8 protein-coding genes are annotated in these 26,583 nt (G+C 59.2%); 5 read left to right on the forward strand and 3 right to left on the reverse strand.

What is annotated here, in order from left to right; genetic code table 11:
- The first annotated feature begins 677 nt into the window (after positions 1 to 677).
- From LPA34_RS07285 to LPA34_RS07300, 4 genes are all read left to right on the forward strand, one after another.
- The gene (locus LPA34_RS07285) at positions 678 to 7,346 is read left to right on the forward strand and encodes a Cdc6/Cdc18 family protein (protein ID WP_228976483.1); all 6,669 of its coding nucleotides are present in this window, start codon (positions 678 to 680) and stop codon (positions 7,344 to 7,346) included.
- Positions 7,343 to 10,132, forward strand: coding sequence for a DISARM anti-phage system protein DrmE domain-containing protein (locus LPA34_RS07290; RefSeq protein ID WP_228976484.1), 2,790 nt, complete (start codon positions 7,343 to 7,345; stop codon positions 10,130 to 10,132). The genes LPA34_RS07285 and LPA34_RS07290 overlap by 4 nt, the downstream gene beginning before the upstream one ends.
- Positions 10,133 to 10,200: 68 nt before the next feature.
- On the forward strand, positions 10,201 to 13,746 hold the full coding sequence (locus tag LPA34_RS07295; protein WP_228976485.1) for a DEAD/DEAH box helicase family protein: 3,546 nt from the start codon (positions 10,201 to 10,203) through the stop codon (positions 13,744 to 13,746).
- A gap of 4 nt (positions 13,747 to 13,750) precedes the next feature.
- Positions 13,751 to 15,826, forward strand: a complete 2,076-nt coding sequence (locus LPA34_RS07300) for a hypothetical protein (RefSeq protein ID WP_228976487.1) — start codon at positions 13,751 to 13,753, stop codon at positions 15,824 to 15,826.
- Between the two features lie 317 nt (positions 15,827 to 16,143).
- Here the strand turns inward: LPA34_RS07300 and LPA34_RS07305 are convergent, their stop codons facing one another.
- Complete coding sequence (locus LPA34_RS07305; RefSeq protein ID WP_228976489.1) at positions 16,144 to 19,236, reverse strand: SIR2 family protein; 3,093 nt, start codon at positions 19,234 to 19,236, stop codon at positions 16,144 to 16,146.
- A gap of 819 nt (positions 19,237 to 20,055) precedes the next feature.
- Between LPA34_RS07305 and LPA34_RS07310 the strand changes: the two genes are divergently transcribed.
- Entirely contained in the window at positions 20,056 to 20,994 is a 939-nt protein-coding gene (locus tag LPA34_RS07310; protein ID WP_228976492.1) for an AlbA family DNA-binding domain-containing protein, read from the forward strand.
- Between the two features lie 247 nt (positions 20,995 to 21,241).
- Here LPA34_RS07310 and LPA34_RS07315 read toward each other — a convergent pair whose 3' ends face one another.
- The gene (locus tag LPA34_RS07315) at positions 21,242 to 23,194 is read right to left on the reverse strand and encodes a reverse transcriptase domain-containing protein (RefSeq protein ID WP_228976494.1); all 1,953 of its coding nucleotides are present in this window, start codon (positions 23,192 to 23,194) and stop codon (positions 21,242 to 21,244) included.
- 675 nt (positions 23,195 to 23,869) lie between these two features.
- Entirely contained in the window at positions 23,870 to 26,416 is a 2,547-nt protein-coding gene (locus tag LPA34_RS07320; RefSeq protein ID WP_228976496.1) for an adenosylcobalamin-dependent ribonucleoside-diphosphate reductase, read from the reverse strand.
- Positions 26,417 to 26,583: the final 167 nt, after the last annotated feature.

Genomic DNA, 26,583 nt, shown 5'->3' on the forward strand with positions numbered 1-26,583 from the left:
GTCTGGCTCAATCCGGAGCGCATGCAACCGGCAGAACTAAAGCAGTTCGCGTGAAGTGACGCGACAAGTACGTTGACAACCGCCGCCCGCGCAAGGCGTCGATGATACGCGTCCGTCGTGTCACGGCGATCGCCATGAACTCTACCCGCAAGGCTGCGCGCGTTGGTCAAGCAGTCATCGATAAACTGAAAGGCTTGGCCGGGACTTACCGCACCGCGCAGGCGGCGGCCGCTCTGGCGCCCGATCCACCTACCGCTAAAAATCTTTGGTCTCACTCATAAATATCTTGGAGAGCCCACCATTTGCTGCGCGTGCCGCGCCCGTACTATGGACGCCGACAGCAACGGCCGGCGCGCGTTCTCGCCCTGATACTTGTTCATTTTCAGTCGCCCGGTCGGCAAGAGAAGGGCGACTGGCAAAGAGTTTGATTTTCGTATGTCCGCCTTTCCCGTTCCTAACCGCGGGCTCCAAGCAATGACGATGACCGACACTCAGCGAGCGATATTGCATTGCGGGATCAAAGTATGTGCCTAACATGTTTTGAGCAGTCTACTTTTCCTCGCAATGACTGGTATTCTTTTAGAAGTGAGCCGCGCTTCGGCTGAATGGACGGCAGATTCATGGAGCGCTGACAGACTGGCATACAAAGACAACGGCTAATAATGCAAAATGTTGACTTGGAGACCATCTCCGATAAGTCCAAGGGGTTACCGGATTGCTGGCACATCGACTCTCAGGGGAAATCGAATCCGGAGGCGCTGCAGAAGCACTTTAAGCTGCCCAGGAGTTTTCGTACCGATAAAAAGCTTCTTGAGATTCTATTAGGCCGCAATGCCCGCTTGAGCCGTTTTGTCGCGGCATTGCTTCACTATCGCAACCTTGGTACTCCGATCATGCTGATCGGTGATGGGGCGGGCAGCCCGGAAGCGCATGCGCTCGCGCGCTTTGACGAGGGTTGGCACCTTCGCGATGAAGCCGACCTGACGGAGTTCTCACGGATCGAGGAGGGGCAGCAGCGGCAGATGTTGTCCGATCTGCTTGCCCAACGCGAGCACAAGGACTTCAGACATCACCAGTTGAAGCTTCAAGCACTGGCAAATCGGGCGAATACCACGGTGGAGCGCGCGTTTGAGCTGATGCTCAAATGTGCCGCAGAAAGCTGGCTTCGCGCGCGAAACGAACTGGCGAACTGGACAAGGCTTGAGGAAGCCGACAGGTCGTTGCTGGCGGAGGCGATATTTTGCGGGTTCACTTTTTTCGGAAAGCGAGCGCTCGAAGAAGCAGCAGCGATCGAACCCAGCGTGCTGACCTATTACAGGACGTTCAGGGGGCTGCCGGCCGAGGCAGTCGAGGAGCCGCTACCACAATCACCATCGAAGGAACGCAGCGAGTCTGGAACAAACGCCGCCCCGTCACATCCGCAAGCGCTCGGAAACGACGTTGTGATACCAGCAGCCCAGGTTGCGGTAGCAACCGTATCGGAGGATGAAGGCCAGTTGCCCATGCCGGGCACATTGCGACAGCTATATGAGCTGATTGGCGAGATAGGCCTTGAGGCCCAGCGCACGGGAGGCTCCGATCCGGAACCGGCGCTTCGGATCAAGGCTATCCTTGACCAGCATCTGCAGAGGCTGATCGAGCTGAGCGAACGGATCTCCACGGCGGAAGCGGCGGTTCTGGTTGACCGCTATTGTGACGGATTGCTTGAGGTGACAACGGCACTCGGTTTCGCGCACAGCGACCAGCGAGACCTGATTCCACCTCTGCGTTCGGCATGGAAAGTGGCGGTCATCACCGCGCTGGAGAAAGGGCAACCACGGACCTGGTTCGAGATGACGTTGACTGAGCGTCGAAATCTCAAGGATTTCGTAGACCGTTTTGCTATCGAAAACGGAAAGATTTCTGCCGCGCAATTGGAGATCGAAGAGATCCGCACACAGATTGCGGAAGCCAAGTACACGGCGAGGACCGCTCTAAAGGCGCGTGAAACAAAGAAGCTGAACGAGGTAAGCGACGCCCAGCGTGAGCTGGAAACGATTCGGGTCGAAGCCGCTCATAGCCTTGTCCCAGATGGAAGGACGCTCGATGATCTCATGGAAGATGAGGCAACCCTTACGGACTGGGACTTCGATGCAGAGACGCTGAATCCGGAGGCCGTGAAATCCTTAAAGTCGGTAGTCAATGCGTTGGGCGGCGAACCCAGCGTGCGCGAGGCAGGCAAGCGTGACGACGAGTTACCGCAGACCCCGCAGACCCCGCAGACAGCGCACGAAGACAGCAGGGGAAGTACGGTCTCCGAGCCGGTTGAAAGCCCTGTGCAGACAATCCTCCCAGATTCTGCAACGACGGGAAAGATTGCCGTTGTCCCGACGGAAGAGCCGAAGCCGGATGCACAGGCGAATGCACACTCCGAAATTGAGGATCCGTCTTTAACGACTGAAATGCCGGCCGCGCAAGACGCTGTCGTAACCGGGTCAGTTGTCCGCGAGGAAGGTCTGGCACAAGGTGCTGGCGATGACATTGCATGGGATCGCACAGACGAAGACGACGGCGTCGAGTCGTATCCGGAGATTGAGGCTTTTGAAGATGTACCCGCCGAACCGAAGGTTCTCGGCGTTGAGGATGCATTGCGCCATTTGCAGTATTCGGAATCAAGAGAAGAGGCGCTAAAGGCATTCCGGCTGGCGTACGATCAATACGCGGAGGTGCCAACCGGGCTGGCGGAATCGATGGCCGTCCACTGGCTCACTGCCGGTCATCTTAACGTCGCGTACCAGATGCTGCGCGATGCCAACGAATCGACGCTACTGAGCGGCCGGGTTCTTGACGCGTCCTTGCTGCGTTCCGCGTTCCACGGCATCAATTTCTGGCCCAAAGACCGTGATTCCCTCAGTTATACGCAGCGCGATCTGAACCTTGTCAATCATACGGATCTCGAGGAACAGCTCGCCCGCAAACCGATCGGCAAGCTCGTGCCGTATCTCCTCGTTTGCGCGACGCTGCAGCCCGCGCTCTTTGCCGGCAGCGAGACGCTCGCCCCGACATTGCTAAAGGTCGCCGTAGACTACTTTGACGGCCCGCTCCGGCAGCTGATCTCCACCGCCGCCGAGTTCGCAATGCGCGGAGGACGGGTTGACCTCGACCTCCTGCGTAATGAAGACGCGCAAGAGGCCCATCTCGCCGCTGCAAGATTGCAGGATCAGGTGAACGCCTGGGTGGATATCAACGCCCAGCGGACTACGCGGTGGCACGCGCTGCGGGTTGCACTCAAACTGTGCCCGACCGAACCTGTCATCGGTGAGGCAATCGAGGCAATCCGGGCTGGCGAGCGTGGAGACAGCATTGCTGTGCGCACGTTTGTCGAGCGATATCGCGCACATGCGGATTCGAGGGCGCTTCTTGACGAACTGGTGGCGCGGATCAGGGCTGACGGCCAAACCGATAACATCGACAGCACTGCGTACACGAGTTTCTGTCAACAGATCGATTCGCTGGTGGCCATCGCACAGGCGTGGTTGCTCGAAGTTATCCCGGCCGACGTTCGGCCAAATGAAACAAAAGAGTTCATCAAGAAGTTTCATACCCAGCTTGACCGTTCAATTGCGATGCTCCTTTCGCATCCAGGATCAGCTGACCTTGAACATCGGGCGGGCAGCGCATTGTTGCTGAACGCACTGCAGTGTCTGCAAGGCGAAATTCGGCTCGACTCCCACTCAACATGGAAGTTCGAGCAGACTGATGCCACGTTCCGTCTGCCCGAAACGTTGGCCCGTCTGGAAATTGGGGACGTTGGCGTCGATCTGCGGTTCGAATGGTATGCGATGCGCCTCCTGTCGACGAACTGGCTTGGCGACATGGTCGAGCTCGCGGCCAGGCATAAGGCCCACTGGGCCCAGTTGCTACTGCTGCGCCAGCTGGAAGGTCTCGGGAGCAAGCTCGACGGAGAGATCGATGCGACCATCGCGTCCATCGCTGGCATCCGCGCCGGACATAAGCAGGATATCGATCAGTTCAGGAACCTGTCGGTCCAGGCGATGTCGGCCGACCTCATCACGGAAGATGAGCATTTGTCCAACATGGACATCGCCGACGACTGGCTCGAAAAGCTGTCGTCCCTGAAACCGTTCATTGACGTATCGTTCATCGGCGACGCGATCAACAGCAGGACGCGTGGCCTTGAAAAACTGCTGAACAGCAACGCATCGGAACTCGACGAGGAACTCAACCAGGCACTGCTGACGATCCGCACGAAAGTGGGTCCGGATGCTGTACCTGATGGATGGGATGTACGCGCCCGTTCAGCGCTGGAACGGCGAAGCCTGACAGTTGTGCGGGAGTTGATCAATCAGTTGCAGGACCACATCAACCGCAACGCCCGTCTTCTCGAGTCATCGCAACACGAAAACGTCGATCTGAAGACTTTCATTCAGATTGAACCCGAACTGTTTGAACTGCTTCACACCCACCAGAATCCCCGGGAGGCAGGCGACCGGGTCATCCAGGAGCAACCTGGAGGACTTGACTACTCTGTTCAGAAGGCGGCCTTCAGGGATACGATTGCGACGTTGATGGAATGGGGCGGAAAGGGGCCCAATAAGCGATCGACGCTCGACCGCAAAACCTACGAAAGTATCGTCGGTGTGCTCAGATTCCTCGGATTCACAGAGGAATACCCGCAGGGAATTCCGGACGTACTGCTCGACTGCGAATACAGTCCAGGCGGGGGATTCCGGCGCCTGAAGATCCGGGTGCAGCGCCCGGCCTTGCCGAAGGGGTTCCCGTTATTCGAGGGTGATGTTTCATCATCGACTCTGCTTAACGTGATCCTTGTGCACGGTAACTGGTCCTTGGCCGGTCTCGCCGAACTCGTTGAGCGTCACGGCTTGCCGGATCGCGCCGTGCTGCTGGTTGGCGAGCCGCTCAGTGGCGAAGAGCGCAATGCCTTTGCCAACTTCTGCCGGGATCGCAAATGCACGATCTTCCTGCTCGATCCTGTCGTCCTCTCATATCTCGCGACGTCTGCCCATACCCAGGCGGCCCTTGAAATGTTCCTGCGTGTAACGGCCGCATGGACGTTTTTCAACCCGTATACGAAGGGGGACGCCCGCATGCCCGCGCCTCCTGAAATGCGGTTTGGACGGGAAAACGCAATCGCTTCCCTGGTCGAGCCTCGCGGCGCGGCACTGGTCTATGGCGGCCGCCAGCTCGGCAAGACAACGCTGCTGAACGCGGCCGTGCAGGAGTTCAAGAAGCGCGATCCGGCGAGAAACCACGCGTTCTATCTGCGCATGGACGGCCAGTTCCAGCACGCTGTCGAACGTGAGGAAATGGATGTCGAAAAGCGCGTGCTGGAACATCTGGCGAAAAAGCTCATCGAGGCGAAGCTGTTGAGTCAGAATTCGGATGTCAGTCTGGACGGGCGCCTGCACGCCGAATTTCAGCGGGAAGGCGCTACGCGTGTCCTATTCTGCCTCGATGAAATCGACTCTGTGCTGAACAAGGATGCGCGAAAGGATTTCCAGCTTGTACGTGCGCTGGCTGCCCTGGTCAATCATCCGAACCAGCGTTTTCGCGTCGTATTCGCCGGGCTCAACAACGTCAACCGCTTTCGCACCTATCCGAACGTCCCGCTGGAGCAGCTGGGGAGTCCGCTACCCGTCGAGATCCTGCCAGCACCAGACGCGCGCAGCCTCATCCTGCAACCGCTGACGTCGCTAGGATACCGGTTCGAGGAAGGTGAACTGGTCGATCGCATCATGGCTTTCACCAATCGCCATCCCAGTCTCCTGCACATTTTCTGCAGCGAGCTCGTCGAGCAGCTAGGGCGTGACCGCAGTTCGAGTGCTGGCCTGCGTGTCATTCGTCAGGCTGACATCGAAAGCATCGAGAGTAATTCGGACGTGCGTCGACTGTCAGGCGAGCGGTTAAACATGACGCTCAATCTTGACAGGCGGTACGCCGTCGTCATGAACGGCCTGATGGACGAATACGGAAAGGCCATTGGCAATTTCACCGTAAAGCAGGCTCTCGATGTCGCCCGGGGGTTGGTGCCCGAGGAGTTCGAGCAGATGAGCGAATCGGGATTCGAGGGACTGCTTCGCGAACTGGTGGGGCTGGGCGTGTTGCGGGAGGTGGATCGCTTCAATCACCAGTACGCGCTTCGCAACCAGTCGATCCTTCAGTTGATCGGCACGCCCGATGACATTCATCTCAACCTACAGGATGCCATCCGGAATCTGCAAAATCAGGCGCAGGATGCGTTGACGTGTCACCCGTGCAGAACTGATCTGATCCCGTCGCCACTCACGCTCCACGACGAAAAACAGGTTCTCATTGCCAATTCGCCAGATGGAGCGCCGAAGTATTCTGTTTCGATCGTGATGGGGACGCCAGCTCTGGGTCTCAGTACGAAGGCTCTCGAAGACAGTTTCCGGGGGATCATCGAGTATCAGTTTGGCAAGACGCTCTCGAAAAACGACATCAAGACCATTCCAAATGCCGAAACGTACGAGCTGAAGCGCTTTGCAGAAGTCATCGATACGGCAATCGAAAGCTGGGCGATGTCGAGTCCTTCAGTCATTCTTGTATCGCTCGAGGACTGCCCGTCAATTAACCGGATCAACGATCTGCTTAGCGTTGCCAATGAGAAGGCTGCGCGTGCGACGCGTCTCAGGAATCCGCTGCGCATTGTCTTCCTTCTGGGGGCACGAGCGATGTGGAGCTGGCATTCGCATCCGTGGCTCACTGCCGCACCAGGCGAAATTGGCGGTCACGTCGAATTGAATCGCTGGACGCAGCCCGCATGCGAGGCGCTGCTTGAACAACAGGGTCTTGGCGTGACGCCGGAGATGGCACGGAACCTTTATGAGGCGACGGAAGGATGGCACGCATCGCTCCTGAAGTTCATCGATATCCGTAACAAGAAGAAAAGGGATGCTGGCAGTCTCCAGGACCTCTCGAAAGATTTCGCCAGCCTCGCGACGTTGCCGGCCAGGGCGTTTGAGAATTTTGTGCAGCAGACAGGCATGACGAGCCTCGCCTGGTCGATGCCGCTCGCGTGTGCGCTGCACACATTCGATGCGTTAAGCGAGTTCTCGACGGAAGATCTTGAGGCGGCGATCGAGTTCGTCGGAGGCGAACATGCGGAACACATTGCCCCGGAACAGGCAGGCAACGTCGTTCGCTGGTGGACCAGCCTTCGCGTCATCGAGGCTAACAACAAGGAGGCTTCCGCCAGAGCCGGCAAAGAAGGCAAGGTCACGTACAGGTTCACACACGCCCTGCAGCGTGCCGTCAGGGAGTATGCGTCGCAGCTGTCGCCGGCCATTGAAGGAACGCCAACGTGAACGATCGCATGCAGGCAGCGGGCTGGCGCGAAGTCGTCGAGCATTCCTGGCCCGCGGTTACCGCCGCAGAGTTGCTGACGGGGAAGGAGGCAGTATGGCAGGCGGAGGGACTGGACAAGCCGGATGAGGCCGAAGCCGTAGCAATGGCGGCAATGGGCAGACTCGTGCGATACGGACAGTCAGTCTCGGTCGCGCTCCCGGTAAGCCACGCGTCGAGGCTGCCCCGGATCGCGTTCTATCTTCACCGCCTACGGCTCGATGCAGCGCAAGGTCTTGTCCGCTCGCCCTGGCTTAACCGCATATCGGTGGCCCGGCGCAATGACCTGCTGGTGTTCGGGCGTCCACGGAGAATGCTTCGGGATTTTGCGACTTCCACTGTGATGCGTCCTCAGCTGGTCGACGGAAGGCGGTCACTTGAGCGAACCGGATTTCAGCGCACGCTTCTCGTCGACGGTCACGGCGACCTGTTGGCCACGTTGAACCTGCTCGAGCAACACAGTTCGCCGTTCTCGATCGTGGTCGCCATGTCCGCGCAAGGATGTGACGATAACGCAGCCAATCTTCTCAAGGCGCTTCCGGCAGTATTTCCCGGTGTTCCCATCGTGGCGGTGGGTTATACGGGTACGTCGCCAGAAGAAGAATCCTTTGAGATGCACGCGTGGATCAGCCGGCTGGGGGATCGCACCGGAGTTCCGGATGCCAGTTCTGGCGTGCCCGCTTTATCACCCATCGAAGTCGTGGCGGCACGCGATCCGGCCATGGACAATCTTGTAAAGAAACTGGGATATCTGGTCTGGAACCTGAAGCGGCTAGCCGACCAGACAGGGAGCCATTCACAGGAGCTCGCCGCGCTTCTCGCGGCCGATCGCGCCTTGCGATGTCTCAACGTACCGTTCGCCATACATGAACGAAGCATGATTCGCAGCATGCGTGGCGGCCCGTTTCCCGTGCGCCCCATACAGGGGTGGATTGAGACGGCGTCGCGCATGCGCGTGCATCGTGGCGACATCCAGGCATTACTGGATGAAGTGCTGGCGCTGGCACGGCAAGGGATCAGGCAACTCGAGAGTGCGAGGCATGGACGGTCCGAGGTCATCCTACACCTCGCATCGGAAGCTCTTGGGCAGCGCCATCGGATGTGTGTACTGGTCGGGGGCCAGCGGGAGGCCGCGATACTGAAGGAGTGGATCCATGAGGAACTCGGACCCGACGCAGTCACACGGATCAATGTGCAACACATGGACGGCGCTTCGGCGATTGCCCCGCAGGGCATGGACGTCGTGCTGTTTGCCGCCCCCCTGTTTCCCTCGCGCAGGCACTGGCTGGGCGTTGATACGCGACGAAGGATTGTCCTGTGCCACCCGTTCGAGAGTGAGCGGGTATGCGCACAGATGGCGCAATGGTGGCAGAGCTACGCGCTGCCAAGCGTCCCTGATGGCGACAAGCTGCGGTTGTGGAATCTCGACTGGCCGCGTGGAGAGTATCTGCGCGACCAGTTGATCGATCCAGCAGGCGAGCCGGCTGACTTTGCCCGCTACCATCAACTGGACATGGACGGCAGCTATCCTCAGGCGCTCAGAGTCGCGCAGCTTGAGACTTCGCGAAGCTTCGATGACTGGCTTCAAACGTTGCTGGCCGAGCCCGTGCACATCGTGCGCGAAACGAACGATGAGGCCGGATCCAGTAGCGATATGGTCGTCCTGTATCTGGATGGGCAACGGGAGCCGCTGCGCTGGAGAGCCGACAGACAGCTCATGAGGCTTGAAAGCGAGGCACTGGTAGTCGGCCCGGCGGACGATCTGCAGGTCGGACACGAACTGGTCCTGCTCGAAAATAGCGATGAACGCATCGCCACCCAGCATGAGCTCTTCGAAATGTTTGCCCAGGACAATCACGGCCTGCAGCAGACCCTCGGGGTAGCCGAGAAGTGGCAGGAATATGTGGATGCTGCTGTGGCCAGGCTGGGGTCAGTTGCAGAGCTGACCCGACATCTCAAAAGCCGGAAATACGAAATCACCCAGAGTGCTGTCCAGCACTGGGCGGCGGGCAAGGTAATCGGCCCGAAAGTGCCCGCTGCGATTCGCCTTCTTGCCGAACTCGTCGAAGTACCGAACGCGGCCAAAATGGCGAATCTCGTTGAAAACGCCATCGCCGTCATCCGGACGGAGCATCGTCGTATCGGTAGCGATATCCGCAAGGCAATCGCCGTGTCGCGTAACCGGGAAGTCTCCGCAATCCAGATCGGATCGCGCAGATTCCTGAGGGAAGTGTTTGATTCAATGTTGCAGGTCTGCCGGGTTGTTCGCATTGAACGTCCCGCCAGATCGCACAGCGAATCGCCTGCCAGCAGGACCATACGTGACGTTGCGCGGGGATTCGCTGTCCGGCATCCGTCACAGATCGTGTTCACCCCAGGCTGTGAACGTTCCATGCGGAACTCGCCGTTCGAGGATCTGGATGCGTTCGGCAAGATTCTCACGGTGTTGGTCGAGGGGTTCTATGCGATGTATTCCGGAAAGAACCTGTCGCTTGCCCAGGTCGAAAACATGCTGGCCCCGATCCCGGCTTCCTACGCTGGCAACATGTCCGCGGTAACGAAAGGCAAACACGAAAGCGATTATTTCAAAGTGTACAAGGGAGAGAAGGTCGATGCGTCCCGCCATATCAGGCTCGGGCGGGCTTTTGACCCACGATACACCCTGCGACTGCATTTTCACTGGGACGCCGGGGACCGGAAAATCGTCGTTCATCATGCCGGCGAGCACCTTCCGACCTTGAATGACTGAGCGACGGCGATGCTGCCTTTGCGCCGCAACTTCTGACAGAATAAATCCAGCGAGATCAGAGAATCCGTATGCCACTGAGCTACAACGAGAAGATGGATATATCGGAGCGGTTGCTGGACGCGATGCGCATGCGCCTTACTGGCAAACGCAGCGCCGTCCTGCCGCCCGACGGGGTGACGACCGAACTGGACCCGGCAGAGATTTCACTCGTCGGCGGCCTCGCGCCACGGCCGGACCCGGCCTATCACCGGGAACAGCCACCGAGCGCGATGGGCATGGTCCTGATGGTTGAGCCCACCGCTGATGGGCGCGTAGACATTACGCTGAACGGCCGCTTCGATGTTGTGCATCGATACATTCCGTCGTTGCGACAAATGCGTGAGCAGATACAGGTCAATCCCGACGGCGAAAAAACGCAGCAGAAGATTCCGGACTGCTTCAAACGCTATTCCGTGGAATTTGCGGATGTGAAGTTTTCCTTGCACGCTGAACGACTCAACAGCTGGTCCGAGGACGCGCTCGGCGGGCTCCTTCGAACGGCGGGCGAACGCTGGAAATCCGATCCACGCGTTTTCCGCACATGCCCCCTCAACGATCGTGGTTATGCAAACCTGGTTGTACCCTGGGGCAGGGGTGATTGTGCAAGCGACGAGGAACTGGCTGATCTGGTGCGACGACATCTCTTCGTCGATACATCGATCCTGATGCACGAAGTGGCTTTGCGTACACGGTTGCGGCGGCCGCCTCCGAATTTCGCGAGCGACGCATCACGGTATCTTCTCGAAATCTACATTCAGAACAATACTGATCCGACGACCGGTAGGGCGTATGGTCTGATGCGGCCGTGCCTGCTTGACGTTGAATTTTGCGCCCGGCTGGATGCCGGGCGTCAGTACGATGTCCCGCATCGACTGCAACCGGAGGACTATCGGTACCGATCCGAAGATGGCGTAGCAGGGTACGGCGTAACCTGTGCCGTCCAGCGGGTGACGGACTCTGTTTTTCGAACAAATTCGATGCCTTTGTTTGCGCAGCCCCGGGTTGATGCGCCGGGTGCTGATGAGGTCGGCATGCCGTTTCCGGCCAGCTTTGATCTGCTGGCGACGCGTCCGCTTGATGTCCTGAACGGGTTTGTGGACGCGCTGAAACGATACGATTTGGTTTGGGAGGACGTACTGAAGGAGAAAGCAGGCAATGCGGCAGAAGTCGACGCGGTAAGGGCTGACCGGGCGCAATACGAGCGCGAAGTCGCGCGTATTGTTGACGGCATCGAACTGCTCGGGCGCCACGAGGACCTGCTACGGTGCTTTTGCTGGATGAACGAGGTGATGAAGCGCGCAATCGCACTTCAGAACAAGTCGTTTGACGGATGGCATCTTTTTCAGCTCGGCTTCATCCTGACGCAGGTCAGAGCCGTTTTTGACCGCCATGCGCTGACGTCTGAGCGCAAGGATGTCGCAAAGTTTGCGGACGTCCTGTGGTTTTCGACCGGTGGCGGGAAGACGGAGGCTTACCTCGGCATCATTGCCTTCGCCATGCTCTACGGACGGCTCAGGGGACGACAGTACGGCACGACCGCGTGGATGCGCTTTCCGCTACGGATGCTGTCGGCACAACAGTTTCAGCGGTTGTCCTTTGTGGTCGCGCAGGCGGAGATCCTGCGCTGCCGTGAGGGCATCAAGGGCCATCCTTTTACGGTTGGCTACTACACCGGCCGTGGCACGCCGGGGCGTATCAGCCGCCCGGAAGTGAAGGGTGCCGATGTATGGCTGCCGGAGTTAAACGAGGAAAAACTGCAACGGTTTCGCTTCATCACGGACTGCCCATACTGTGGCATGAGTGATTCGGTACGGGTGGTGCGCGATATCGACAGGGTGAGAATGAAGCACCGGTGCTCGAACGAGCGGTGCTGGAGCAATACTGAAGCGGGTAGTGGTAGTTATGGTGAGGGTATCGTAGGGGAGGTCGGCATCTACGTAAGCGACGAAGAGTGCTATCGCTACCTGCCAACCGTGCTCGTCGGGACGGTCGACAAGCTTGCTGTTATCGCACATAACGAACGCTTTGCCGGTTATCTGGGTGCGTTTCGGCACTTCTGCCCCGAGCACGGATTCAATGCGGAGCCTAAATGCAAACATCAGCGAATCCGCCAGACGCTATTCGGTGGCGATCGGGCCTTCGAATCGGCCGATTGTGGTAATAACTCGCGAACGAGCAAGATCAGGACACTGCAACTGCCACCGATGCTCGATCCAGGATTCAGCTTCATGATCCAGGACGAACTGCATCTGCTTCGTGAGTCGCTCGGCAATTTCGATGCGCACTACGAGACGCTGTTGCAGGCGTTGCAGCTCGGTCACGGTGGTCAGCTATCGAAAGTGCTTGCCGCGACCGCCACCATCAAGGACTTCGAGAACCACATCCAGAATCTCTACATGCGGCCGGGATTCCGCTTCCCCGCACCCGGTGCGCGGCAGGGTGAGTCGTTCTATGCGCGCGTGAGCAGGGAGGGCGGCCAGCCGCTCATCCGCCGCTGGTTTGCCGGTGTGTTGCCGTTGAGCTTTGCGCGAGGCGGCACGGAAAGGGCATCGGCCGAGATCGCGTCCCGATATCTTGACCAGATCGATGAATGGCTGCGCGGACTGGCAACGCTTGATCCGGAGGTGGTTCAGGAGATCGGTGTGTCCGCAGAACGGGCTCGCGAGGTTCGTGCATACATCGGCAAGTACCTGAACACGGACCTCATCTATGCCAACCAGAAGCGCCAGACAACCACGATTCGCACTCACCTGGACGACCTGAATACGCGCGACGGGAATGTACGTAACCATCGCCTGCTTGATGGCCAGACCCAACTTGACGATATTCTCGACGCACTCAGGCAGGTCGAGACGAAGAGTATTGAAGATCCGATGCGACATCTGGTTGCGACGAGCGTCGTTTCTCACGGCGTCGACATTGCCGAACTCAACTTTATGGTGCTCGATGGCTGGCCCCGGTCCACGGCCGAATACATTCAGTCATCGGCACGGAGCGGTCGCGTGCACCCGGGAATTGTCGTTTCAGTGCTAAGCGCGGGGAAGCTGTTTGAGTCGGGCGTATTTCTGAACTTCGACGATTATCACTTTTTCCTTGACAAGCTGGTCGACTCCGTCCCGATCAACCGGTTTGCGCCAAACGTTCTGCAGCGGACGCTTCCGGGCGTTTTCACGGCGGTGGTGTACAACTGGGCAAAATTTCAGGCCGGTTGGGGCAGCACATTGACCCGATACGCCAACCAGCTTCATAGAGTGCTGAAGGAGCCCGCACTGGAGGCGCGTCTGCATCTTCGCGCGATGCTCCTGCAGGCGCTCGACGCGCCTACAGAGGTTTCCCATCTTTTTGATGCACGCGTGCTGGCGGCCTTTCGCAAGCAACTGGAAGACGAGGTCGATCGGGGCCTGCACCGGCTTGAGAATCTGAATGCTGCCAGTGCAGACAAGGATCTGGGTTCGGCCTTGGAGTCGATCTATCAGTTTCCGCCCATGCGCTCGTTCCGCGATATCGAAAATCAGATTGAAATTGTTCCCGCAGGTCCAAAGGACCAGCGAACGCTAGCTGCATTGGGACGGTAAGACTATGGCAGACAACGAAGACCAGGAACTCGTACAGAACAGCCGGATCTTCTATGAGGCGTTTCTCCCTGGCGCGGTGACCCGACTGAGAAACCAGGCGCTGGCTCAGGTGGTGGGTGTTGCCGACAGGGAGGACGCGCTGGAAGGACTGGATCGTACGCAGCTCGTGGACGCAGTCCGAAAATACCTTGCTGACTGGCAAAACGCTGGTGGTGAGGTCGATGCGCTGATCGAGGAGGCCGCGCAGCGAAGTGAATTTCGTATCCAGGCGCCCTCAACGCTCTTCGTCACGCCGTATCCACTGGTCCTTCGATGCACCACATGCGGCGCCGTGCAGAATCATGACAAGCCAAGGCGCCAGCACGAGCACCTGCTCGCGACGGCGTACGGTCGCATATCCGGGCTCGACAGTGCACATGGATCCTCCATTCGATGCACTCAAAAGGGATGCGGCGGGCACATGACGCAGGTCCCGTTCGTTGTCGTCCACCGCTGCGGGCATCTTTCCCAGATAGGAACGCCCCCGGCGGCACGGAGTTACGATCAGCTCGGGCTTCGCCATAACGCGGGCATGTACCGTCAAAATGTTTTCTTCGACCTTCTGACCGACAGCAACATTGCTTCAGCATCAGTGGAGATGTGTCCGACCTGTACGGTCGGGCGAGTGCCGGACAGTTCCACGCTTCAGAAAGGTACGCCCGTTAGCGGTGGTGATGCTTTCTTCCCGCAGGTTATCCAGTTTGTTGCGCTTTCGAAGAAACCCGGTGAACTCGTGTCGAACATCGAGGCTGAACTGGCAAAGCAGCCTGAGAGCACACTGAAAGGACGGGCGCGCGACCTTGCCGAGGGTGTTGCGCTTGGGCTACTCGGACGCATCGACAGCGAGGCATTACAGGCGCAATTGCTGCAGATCCTTGAGGGCGGCGAGGCTAGGCCTGAGGACATGGCCGACATTGACCAGCAACGTCAGGAACTGCTTGGGGAGATAGACCAGCTGGACAGCCTGATCGCCGGCGGACTGGCGTTACATAAGTCACGAGACAGCGCTAGGGAGCGCCTGTCGAAGCTTATTAGCCGAATGGGTGCATCGGAAGGAACCTTCGGTGAGGTCCGCCAGTTTATTCCAGACGATGCCGTCCTGCTGGATCTGATCAAGCAGCGTCGAACCATGGAAGCTGTCCTGCTCAGACATGATGTAGGACGGCGAAGTGTTAGCCAGTTGATTGCCTCAACGCCCGACCCGGTACTTGGAGAAAGCCGGGCACAAGACTGGAGCGATGTTCGCGATACCTACGGTATCCAGGATATTGCTCACATTCCGGATCTGAAAGTTGTCCTGAGCGCGGTTGGCTTCACGCGGGAGAAGCGTGAGCCAGAAAGGGAGCCCGATCAGATAGCCGTCAAACTCAACCCCTTCGAGGACAGGATCAGGACGGCGGCAAAGGGAAAAGCCGTGCTGTACGCGTTCAGCGCACAAACCGAGGCATTGTGGATCAGGCTTGATCCCGTCAAGGTTTTGCGCTGGTGCGTTGATCATGCCGGCTGGGAACCACCCCCTGAAGCATGTTTCGCGTCAGCGGCAGCAGCGCAGGCCTGTCTGCTTACTTGTAGTCCTGCCCTGACATCTGCGCCGGGTTCGGCAATCGAGCTCACCAAGACAGTCGGACATTCTGCCGCAGCGCCATTTCACCTCCTGCACACGATCAGCCATTCACTGATGCTGACTGCGCGGCGCCACAGCGGGTACGACAGTCAGAGCCTGACAGAGTACCTGTTCCCGATGGATCTTTCTTTCCTCGTGTATGTCACGTCGGTCCAGAACTTTACGGCTGGCGGTTTGCTGACACTGTTTCAGCACTATTTGAGACGCTGGTTCGACGACGCCTCGTTGCATGCATTCAACTGTGCCTTTGATCCGATATGCAGCGATGTGGGATCATCCTGCCCGGGCTGCATTCAGCTTCCAAGAGGATGTGAAACGTTCAACGCCGGGGTGTCGCGCTCATACCTGCATGGAGGCTTTGCGGACCAAGGACAGGGCCTTTGGGTTCCAATCGGATTCTGGCAGCCTCAGTCCTAGGCTGCGGCGGTGCTTGGAGGAATTATCTCGGCAGTTGGTTGGCGGTCGGGGAGCGGAGTGCAACGCTGGTGTGGGGTACGCTTGGTGTCGCTGCCCTGATCGGCGTAGTGCTCGCAGTACAATTCAAAGCAGTCGCGCGAGTCCGACGGGCCGGTGGAGGCGCTGCGCCTAGCGATAAAACAGTCCGGTCCCTCGCAGGTCATAATCCCGCGAGAATCAAGAGATTGACGACTACTTTCTGTACGGGCAACGCGGATGACCACTGCGTTCAGTGTATTAATAAAATCAGAGTTCTTTCTACACGGTGAGTTCTTTCTCTACATAAACAGACGGTAATCGTACGAGTGGTCCGAGAATCGATCGAGCAGTGCACCGATCCTCGCAACGCGCCGTGATGTTTCGATCGTTGCTGGAAGTTGCCCGTACAGATCGAAACTATTGAAGTTCATCTTCGACAAGCCGAGAACTTCATCTGCGATGGTCATCAAATCGGTCGTGCCCGCATGACGCCGGATCACCAACGGGGCTGGAATTCGCCGCTTGCCCTGGAAATAGTGTCTTCCGGGATTCAGGGCAGTAGATGCGCCGTGGACCCACAAAAGAGCCGTGTGATCGTCGATGACCACTGTCGTACCGCGCCGAATGGGATAGTTGTCGATCTCGAACTTTCCGTCGGAGGTTGGGTGGGACGCCACATATCGTAGCGTGTCGTCAACGAATATCTGCAATAGCTCGACGCACGCAACGCCCTCGAGTCCAGCTTGGAGCCCACTGCGTTCTTCGCGAAGGAATGGGGTCTGCTTGTGGATCACCACTCGCTCAGGAAGTCGAAGATGGGCGGCGAAAAACAGTTCACGGATGCCCTCACCGAGCCGTCTTGCATCGTCGAAGCTCATGAAGGGATTCTTGTTGCGCATGATTGGATCTTCGATCTTGCTCAGGCGGAACTGCAGACCGATGCCGTTCGGGCTATAGAGGTGGCTACAGCCCAGCACGACGTGTGCGCCCGCATTCTGCGCCGTCTTGCGTTTGACGCTGAAGCCGAGACCCACATAGGCGGATTTCTCGCTGAGGCCTTCCAACGTCCACGGCGTGCGCATACTTTTGACGTACAGGGCAAGCGAGAGCCACCAGCGCACGCGGCATTGCTGCTGCGTGTTACGGAGGGTGTCCTCTTCGACAAACTGTGTCGCGCAGCCTTTCGGAATCGCCGCCGCCTTGACGAAATCGTGTAGATCGAACTCTTCATCGTCGATCATGTAGTTGCGCAACGGAGCCCAGCGATCGGGGACGTAAATGATGGTTACGTCGGGACGCTGCGACGCACTCAGGGAGGCAATCGATCTGGTGATTGCTCCGGCCAAAGCGCGTGCCGAGGAGGGGGTCATGCTGTCCGGCTCGTCAAGCTGGACGAACGATTGTTCACCAACCGAAGGGATCTCGATCGGGCACTGGTAGGCGGACGCGAAACCTGGAAACGGCGGGAGATAATCCGCGTCCTTCCCCGGCTGTGCCGCGACGTGAAGCTGGGACAGGTACTGGTGAACGCGTGTGGCGTCCCGGGCGGGCGCAATGATCCCGACGCGGATGGACGAAGCTATCCCTGCCGTGGTGAGGCTGGAATCGAACGGCCTGTTGTTGATCAAGCCTCGGACGGGATGGGTGTCGAATGCCGGCCCGGCTGCCGATTTGCGCGCGAATTTCAGTCGCGGTTCTGCGAGTTGAAGTCCGGCCTGCCTCGCGGCTAACTCCTGAGCGGAGCTGAGTGAAACGGTACGCTCGCGCTCGTCAGTGATTCGCGCAAACAGCGGTCGTCCGGAGAAGGTCAGATCGATACCGTCTTCATGGTCGGGGAAGCGGACATGAAAATCGCGCTGAGGCACGAGGCGACGTCGCCACGCTTCGGTTGCGCCGTTGAATTCCTTGTTGTGCTGGTAGCCCAGCACGCGCTGCTTGACGAGCCGCTCGGTATCCTTGGGTGCGATCGCTCCACTTTGGTCGGTAACGTACAGGGTGGGCTTCAGGACGAGCGCCAGCTCGCTTCCGAGCGGGCGTATCTGTACCAGTACGGCCTGGTGAACTTTCCAGTCGACCCCGTCCAGGCGCAGATCCTCGACCTTCTCGGATGTCCAGATCAACGACTCTCCGTCTGACGGGCAATTTGCCTTGGCCGATAAGGCGAGGACGGTCGCACGGCGGACAAGCTGGTTGATGACGCCGTCTTCGTATCGTAGATCGTCATCGTTCAACGGTACCCGTTTGATTTCCCCTTTCAGATTTTCGCCGAACGCGAGGCGTAGACTTTCGGATATAGCGATCGCATAAATCTTCGATCGGAACGGCGCGGCGACAAAATTGTGCTTGTCGCCAAGCTCCCGCAACGTGGCCCACACGGTTCCGGAAGCCGGCCATTGATGCAGATCGAACTCCAAAAGCTCCTGAGGCGGTGTCAGCGGAATTGCGTTGCTTTTGATGAGGCCGGTAGGGGGAAGCGGGGGGAGCCCGAATGCAGTGAGCTGGTTAACGGGCGTCGTCGCATGCTCGTCAAGGATCTTATTGACGCGGTCTCTGGCCGGCCCCTTTGACAGGTAGAGCGTCAACCGCCGCATGAGATCGTCGAAGGAAACGCCCGGAACGAGGAAGCGGGACGGCTCGTCGTCATTCGTCGAGAGGAAGGCGCTGACCGTATCCAAAGGCGGGTCCTCGCCGTATTGCGTCCAGAACAGCGGCAAATCTGTTCGCGCGGGACCTGATGCCGCGTAGTGGTGGAATGCCTGCATCACACTCTCGTCGCGACCGCTGTATCCAGCAACAACGACGGTATGTGTTCCTAAGGCCTCAATGAGCGAGTCACGAAGCTGGACTTCAACCTGGGCGAGTTCTCCAGGCGAATTTTTGAGTCGATCATATCGGTAATCGCCGTGCATCGAGACGCAGGCCAGCTCGCCTTTACCTGGCGCGCGATAAAGTCGTTGCTGGGAATCTACTCCGATTTCGATGGGTGTCAGATTCGTGGCAGTCGCAGCGCGCGCGATGAGTCCGTCGAAATTTGTCGTCCACACAGTTTGAATCAAACCGGAAGCGGCGAGCTCGGCTAGCAGCCTGTAACCGGTGTGGGGCGTAGACTGCTTGACCCATCTTTCAAAATAGCGACGACGATCGTCACTGCGCGAGAAGCATGCTTCAATGTATGCCCCATATTCGTCGGGATGCCCTGCGGCAGGATAGCACCGTTGCCTGTCCAGCCACGTCTGGATTCTGCCACGCACAGAGGGCAGGGAGAGTTCGCTAAACTGCTCCTCAATACCGGGATTATTCGAAAGGAAGATATCCCTCTTCCATTCCCAGATGCATTGGTTAGCGGAAGGCATCCCGGAAGTCATCGATGCGCCCGCGCCAAGGAAGAGCATCAACGGTCGGTCTTGGGACACGGCCAGTGATCGAACTAGGGCGTCCACGCCCATCCGTCTCACGGAACTCCCCGTTTGCAACGCAGCGCGATTATGCATATTAGATTTTCTCTCTTGGCAAACAAAATGCGGCACGGCGTGTGACTCGTTCAAATGTTCCATTGCATGAACACCGATGGCTACCATTGTAACGGCGCAAACTCCTGCCGCTGTGGGTCCCGAAGATACGGGAGACAGGCGGAAAGGTAGTCGGCTGTCCGATAGAAGTCTGCCAGGGGAATTTCAGCGCAAGCGAGCACGCGGGTGGGGGCGCGACTTTGAAACCGCTCACGACGCAGCTACAACCGGATAATCTGAAAGGCGTGTGCCGCATAGGAAGTTCCGATGCGTGCATGAAGGCCGGTGTCATATGCCGTGGGTCCCCAAGTCTCATGGAGCATAACCGCCAGTTCGATCTCCTGTTGGGCAGTGTCAACCATGTTCGTCAATCCTTCGATTCTTGCTGGTATCGCCCATCTGCGCCCTGTACGAGCTAAGTTAAATTCTGTCGACATAGCGCGCATATGCAACGGAACGAAAACGTGTTTAGCCAACGCGTCGCCACACTGACCGTCATAGACCGGTATCTTTTGGTGCCTCGTGGCCGACTTAGTGGCCTGCTGTGGAGTCAGCGTCGGCGGCATGAGGATCTGGCCCAACTCGGCTCTTGCCAGTAGTTCTCGTTCGCAAAACGGATGTGCGAGTAGACCACTCAACGGACGTTGAGGATCAAGTAGTATGTTTGGTAAACGCGTCGTCGCGAGGCGCGGTTAACGATCAATGGGACGCACCGTGTACGAAACGATTGAAGATATCCAGGCTCTCCGCGACGTCGTGGCCGAGTCGGTCAACCTCGAATTCAAAGCAGGGGCCAAACTCGAAAACATGAGTGACAGGGCGCGAACGGATCTGATCGCAGACGTTACAGCATTCGCCAACGCGGGTGGGGGCACGTTGATATATGGCCTCGGCGAAGTTCAACGCGACGCCAAGTCCTATGCTGGCGAGATCTCGCCAGTGCGAGACGCGCGCGTGACGCAAGATCGCCTGAGAGAAATCATTGTCTCCAATACAGACCCGGTGCTGCGCGGTTTCACTATCACGCACATCCCGGCTGATGGCGGATCGATCTTCGTTGTCAAGGTCGAAGAAGGTGATACGGCATATCAAAATACCTGCGACCGCAGATATTACAGTCGCATCGACGCATCAGCTCAACCGATGCACGGGTTCGCCATCCGTGACGTGATGAACCGGCGCACGCGGCCTCACGTGACGGCCTCATTCAAAACAGTACCGCGCGGAGCCCGAGGTGACCAACGAGAGTATGTACTGGTTGGGGACCTCAAGAACGAGGGCAACCTTACGGCGCACCACTGGGCGCTGCGCGTCGCAATCCCTGACGTCATTGGAACGCATGAGGGTCAGCTTTTGCAGCACATGCGGGGGCACGGCAAGGGCCGCATAGAGGGGCTCGGTTACTCGTGGTACCGGTACTTGTCTGAACGGTCGGATGGTCGGTCGCTCCGGATATTGCCTGGCGAGACATTGAATCTGCGCGAGAACTTTCACGAAACTGCACAACTGGTCTTGCGTGTCGGAAGCCCCGATCAACAGCGAATCATGGATCGCGCGCCTGCAGTGTATTGGGAACTGTTCGTAGACGACGCCGCCAGGCAGAAAGGCGAGCTACCGTACGCGGACTGGTGCGACTTCTGATCGGACTAAACAAGCTTGCCGACTGTGAAGTTGCGCTCGCACGTGCCAAGCCTAAATGCAGTGCGCCACGATTCGGAACCGCTCGCCGTGGCTTATCCTCGCGATCAGAAATACCTTGAGCAATGCGTGACGCTCAGCGCCCATCTTTTACTTGTCATCGCCCCGCTTCGTTGCACGTGCATTCGTGGACTCAAGAGACTATTCCCAATAGCGGCACGCGGGCGCCTTGCGCCGAGCCGGTTTTCGTTCAAGTGTCAGTCTGCGGCGGGGGTAGTGCTACGGGCGCGGCATTTTGCGAAGAAGCTGGAGCCGCAGGAGCGCTTGGCGCGGGGGGAGGCACCCCCAGCACCGGTGCAGAGACAGAAGCCGCAGGGTCAGCCGGCGCGGGGGCAGCCGGAGGCGGCGGGACCATCGATGCTCTGTATTTCGCAATCAAGTCGTCGATGATCTCGATGCACAGGTTCTCGTCATGCCCAACGCCCATGTGCGCCCCGCGTTGCGCCATGCCCGCGACCCGAAAACGGTCATCTGTGAAGGGTCCGCCGCTGTTGCCGGGCCGGATGCTACCTGCTCCGGTGACGGTAAAACTGTTCATGCCGATGTGTGGCGAAGTCCGATTCAAGACCGTCTGCTGGTTGATGTCTGGCAGATTCCAACGTTTCCACGCCGGATAACCGATGAGGAACCCTTGTGCGCCCGGCTCGATGGGGTTGTCCATCGCGGAGAAATACCGGTGCAGCGGAGGCGCGCCGTCGAAAGCGAGCAGGGCAAAATCCATTGGCTTATTGCGGTAGATGACCTTGGCGGGCCACTTTTCCTTGGTTCCCGGCCGAACGAGTGATAAAACTTTGCCGCTGAGGTGCGCGCTTTCATAGTCGATCACCGCAGGGAACTTCCCTTCTTCGTTTTCCCAGACGAGCGCGTGATTGCAGGTTATGAGCACATTGAGTTCGCGGTAGACGAAGGCCGTTCCTTGGACGTAGGGCATCTCGGCTCCGATACCCGGCTCGTTATAATCCCCATACCACTCCACGACGAAGCACGCTTCCTGCGCGGTTACTTTGTCCCGCACCACCGGCTGCACCGGTAGTTTCGGCGCGTGAAATACCCCTGTGGCTTGCGCCGCACCGACGGCGGCGTTATAGCGCTCGGCGAGCTTGGTGTAGATCAGATCGTCTTTTCCACGCACCATGCGCAGGTAAAGCAACTTGCCCCAGAGGACGTTTTTCAGTTCAGGAACCTTCCCGCTGCGCGTCTGGCGTTTCCACGGTTTCTTCTCATACGCCCCGTTGGACTGTGCCACCACACGAGCTTGCCACGTCTTTTCGGCAGCATCGTAACCGTGCTTCTCCCATGCGTTCAGCGCGCCACGAATCCGGTCGATGAAGATGCGAGGAACGTTCGGAAATCGGTTGATCGTGAGCCCGGTAACCTCCAGCCTTCGGCTGCGGTCGCTCAACCGCGTCTTCGACGAGTTGAGGTTGAAATGGTGCTTGTTGACGAGAACATCGTGCAGTTCCTGGCCAATCTGAACGGCGCCTTCTGCATCGACGGAGCAAATCGCAGCCGGCAGTCGCGCGGCGTTGCGGACGTGAAACGAGAACGTTATATCGTCGGCGTAGCGTGTGTAGCGTGCCAGGCTATGGCGCGCCAGTTCGGTCAAGTCGCGATCCATCGACCGGCAGATCAGGTTGGAGAAAAACGGCGAGGTGGGCGCGCCCTGCGGCAGCGTCCGGTCGAGCGTGCAGAGATGGGCGATGACCGTAGCCACCTCGTGCGAGAAGTTAAACGGATGCTTCCGCAGCACGCCCCTAACTCGATAAAACGTGATACTGGGGAAGAAATCTTCCAAGTCAATGTTGAGCAGGTGCTGGGTCTTCGGCGAGCAGTGCACCCGCGCGTTCGTCAGGATGCTTCGCTTGCGAACGAAGCCGTGCACTGAGGGCTTTACCGGACCGGAGCGTTCGTCCAAAAACGCAAGAACCTTTTCTTGTAGGATCTTCAAGCGCTTGCGCGGTTCGTGAATGAGCCGCGCCGTGCCGTCGCGCTTTTTGATGATAAAGCTACGGTAAGGCGCGCGCGGGTAAATGATCGCCTTCAGGCGGTCGTATGAGATTCCGAGAACGCGGCGCGAAAAGAAGCCTATGTTGCTGCGGACAGCCGACTCGGTGATCGCGTCGAAGTTGGGAATGCTGGCCATTCGGTCCCGGTTCGTCTCTATCGTAAGGTGCCGCCCCCGTACGTCTTTCTCCTGTATCACGCGATCATTGCGGATATGCGCTGCTAAGTGATGCCGAGCGCGCGGGGATACCTCGTGAGAAGCCTACGTTAACGCGGGCCCGATTAAGCTCCGTTGGGGGGCGGCATTGGATTGTAAAGGTGGTTGCCCTTCAACGTCACGCAGTGTTTTACCCGCGCACATTTCCGTCGCACTAAACGTGTACCAGCACGATAGTTCGACCTCCTGCCCACAGGAAAGCCGAACCGGCGAATCCCGCGAGAAGCGACCGCCAATCCGGGCAGTCCCGCTAATTTGGTAAATCCAGTCTCACGAAACGCGGCCCAGTCTCACAAATTAGGTTTCCCAGCATTATCCGTGAGCAGATCGATCTCGACAGTTCAGCAATACCGAAAATCCTAGCCGAGCACTGTACGTGCATCTGCGGTCGAGTGGGCGGCAACGGTGATGACGGTTAGATGGAAGCCGATTTAAAAGCGCCCGCCTGCTAAACAGGCGGACGCGGGACGGACATTTGCTTGAACATTGCACGAAATGAAATATTTCATTTTATGCTGTTGGTCATTTCATTTTATGCTGCGGATATTTCATTTTATGGTGCGGCCCACATCAGCGCGAGGTTCCTGATAAATCCGCTTACCCGCACGCGCCAATTTCCCCGCAGGCGGTACAAAAATCGCAGCCGTCCTTTCGGATGACGGCGTTCGCGCCGCAGTAGTCGCACTTGCTGCCGAGCATGGCCGGCGCGGATGCGGGTGCGCTGGCTGTGATGCTGGCATCGGCGCCGGAATCCGCGCCGGGCTCGCGGCGCGGCGCATTCGCCATCGCCGCGTGCGTGGTGTCGACCATCTGCCCGCGTGGCAGGCGGGCGAGCAGGCGCGACGGCACCTGGTTGCCTTCCGCGTCCAGAAAACCGCGACGGTGCAGGATCTGCTGGATCGCGTAGCCGAGCGCCGCGACTTCCGAATCGTGCCAGCGCGGCGAACGATGGCCGTCGGGGCGCAGCACTTCGCCGAGCCGCACCTGGCCGCGATCCCACGAGACCTTGCGCATGTCCTGCAGATTGCGTGCGATGAACCCGCCGCGCGCCGCGAGCGACAGAGAACGCATCGTGGCTGTGATCCATTGCTGCGAATCGTCGCGCTGGCCGGCCGGGATGAAAATTTCGATCGGCCGCTCGATGGTGACTTCCTCGCCGGCAATGCGCCCGGTGACCTCGATGAACGATACCGCCACGTACAGCGACTTCTTGCCGAGCTGCGTCAGATACTCGACCTTTTCGATGATGGCGGGCAGCTCGCCTCTCGGGCGATGATCGAGCGTCACGCGCAGCGGGTCGAGATCCGCCGCGCCGGGCACTTCGTCGGGCGTGTCCGTCCCGGTGGGGGTGACACTCAGCACGGCACCGAGCGTCTCGTTGGGACGATACGTGGCGAGCCCTTTCAGCCCGCTTTTCCACGCATCGAAATAGAGGCCCTCAAAATCCTCGAACGGGTAATCGGCGGGCACGTTCACCGTCTTCGAAATCGACGTATCGACGAAGGGCTGCACGGCCGCCATCATGTCCAGATGGTCGCGCGCGGACATCTCCAGCGCGCTGACGAAATAGTCGGGCAGCGTGCCGACGTCGCCGCCGAGTTCGCGGTAGAGACGCCACGCGTGATCTTCGACCGCGAACTGCTGACGGCTGCCGTCGGCCATGATCTTCATGCGCGTGTAAGTCCACGAGAACGCGGGCTCGATGCCGTTCGACGCGTTGTCCGCGAACGCGAGGCTGACCGTGCCGGTCGGCGCGATGGAAAGCAGGTGACTGTTGCGGATGCCGTGGCGACGGATCGCGTCCTTCAGGTCCTCCGGCAGGCGCGACGCGAAGGTGCCGTCTTCCAGATAGCGGGCCGCGTCGAAGAGCGGAAACGCGCCGCGCTCGCGTGCGAGTTCGACCGACGCGCGATACGCCTCGTCACGCATCAGCCGCGCGACGCGGGCCGCGAAATCGCGGCCTTCCTGCGCGTCGTAACGAAGACCGAGCATCACGAGCGTGTCGCCCAGACCGGTCAGGCCGACGCCGATACGCCGCTTCGCCGCGGCCTCGTCGCGCTGTTCGTCGAGCGGCCAGAGCGTGACGTCGAGCACGTCGTCGAGAAAACGCACCTGCGTGCGCGTGCGGTGCGCGAGCGCTTCCCAGTCGAACGAAGGCGTGCCGCCGTGCATCTGCGCAAACGGATCGATAACGAAACGCGTGAGATTGAGCGGCCCCAGATTGCAGCAGCCATACGCCGGCAGCGGCTGCTCGCCGCACGGGTTGGTGGCGCGGATCGTTTCGATCGCCCGCAGGTTGTTGTCCTCGTTCATGCGCGAGACGAACACGACGCCCGGTTCGGCGACGTCATACGTCGAGCGCATGATCTTGTCCCAGATTTCGCGCGCGGGTTTCTCGGCGTAGATCCAGTAGCCGTCGTCGCGCTGGCGCAGATCGTTCGCCGCGCGCATCGCGGGCGAGGGCTCCGCGCGATGCACGAGTTGCCACGGCGCGCTGGCTTCGACCGCGCGCATGAACGCGTCCGTCACGGCGACCGACACGTTGAAGTTGTTCCAGCGTCCCTTCGAATGCTTGGCTTCGATGAATTCGATGAGGTCGGGGTGATCGCAGTCGAGCACGGCCATCTGCGCGCCGCGCCGCGAGCCCGCACTTTCGACGGTGCGGCACGACGCGTCGAACACATCCATGTAGCTGCACGGACCGGATGCCGAGGAACTGGTGGTGTGAACGCGCGCGCCGCGCGGACGGATCGCGGAAAAGTTATAGCCGACGCCGCCGCCGCGCCGCATGGTTTCGGCGGCCTGCAACAGCGCGACGTAGATGCCGGGCAGACCTTCGTCGTCGACGCCCTGGATCGAATCGCCGACCGGCTGCACGAAGCAGTTGATCAGCGTGGCCGCGAGGCCGCTGCCCGCCGCGCTCATGATGCGGCCGGCGCCGAGCGCGCCGTGCAGCAGGTTGTCGACGAAGCGTGCCTCGATCACCGGACGCAGCGCTTCCGGCTCCGCCATCGCCACGCCGCGCGCGACGCGCCGGTAGACGTCGTCGACCGTCTGCTCGTCGCCCTTGGCGTATTTTTCGAGCATGACGTCGGTGGAGAATTGTTGCGGAGCAATCGATAGCGTCGGATCGTTTTCTGCCATGGTCCCGTCCCAAACGGCGTTGCGTGGATGATGCGGTGCGGTGAAGCCGGCGATGCGCGTGAGCCGCCGGCGCGATCCGTCTCACGGTACCGCACACGGGCGCTCGCCGCAATCGCCCGCCTTGCGCGCTATCAAATGCGAGCGAGGCGCCGGCGTCCGTTGATGCG

The sequence above is a fragment of the Paraburkholderia gardini genome (assembly GCF_907164575.1).
GTDB classification, from domain to species: Bacteria; Pseudomonadota; Gammaproteobacteria; order Burkholderiales; family Burkholderiaceae; genus Paraburkholderia; species Paraburkholderia gardini.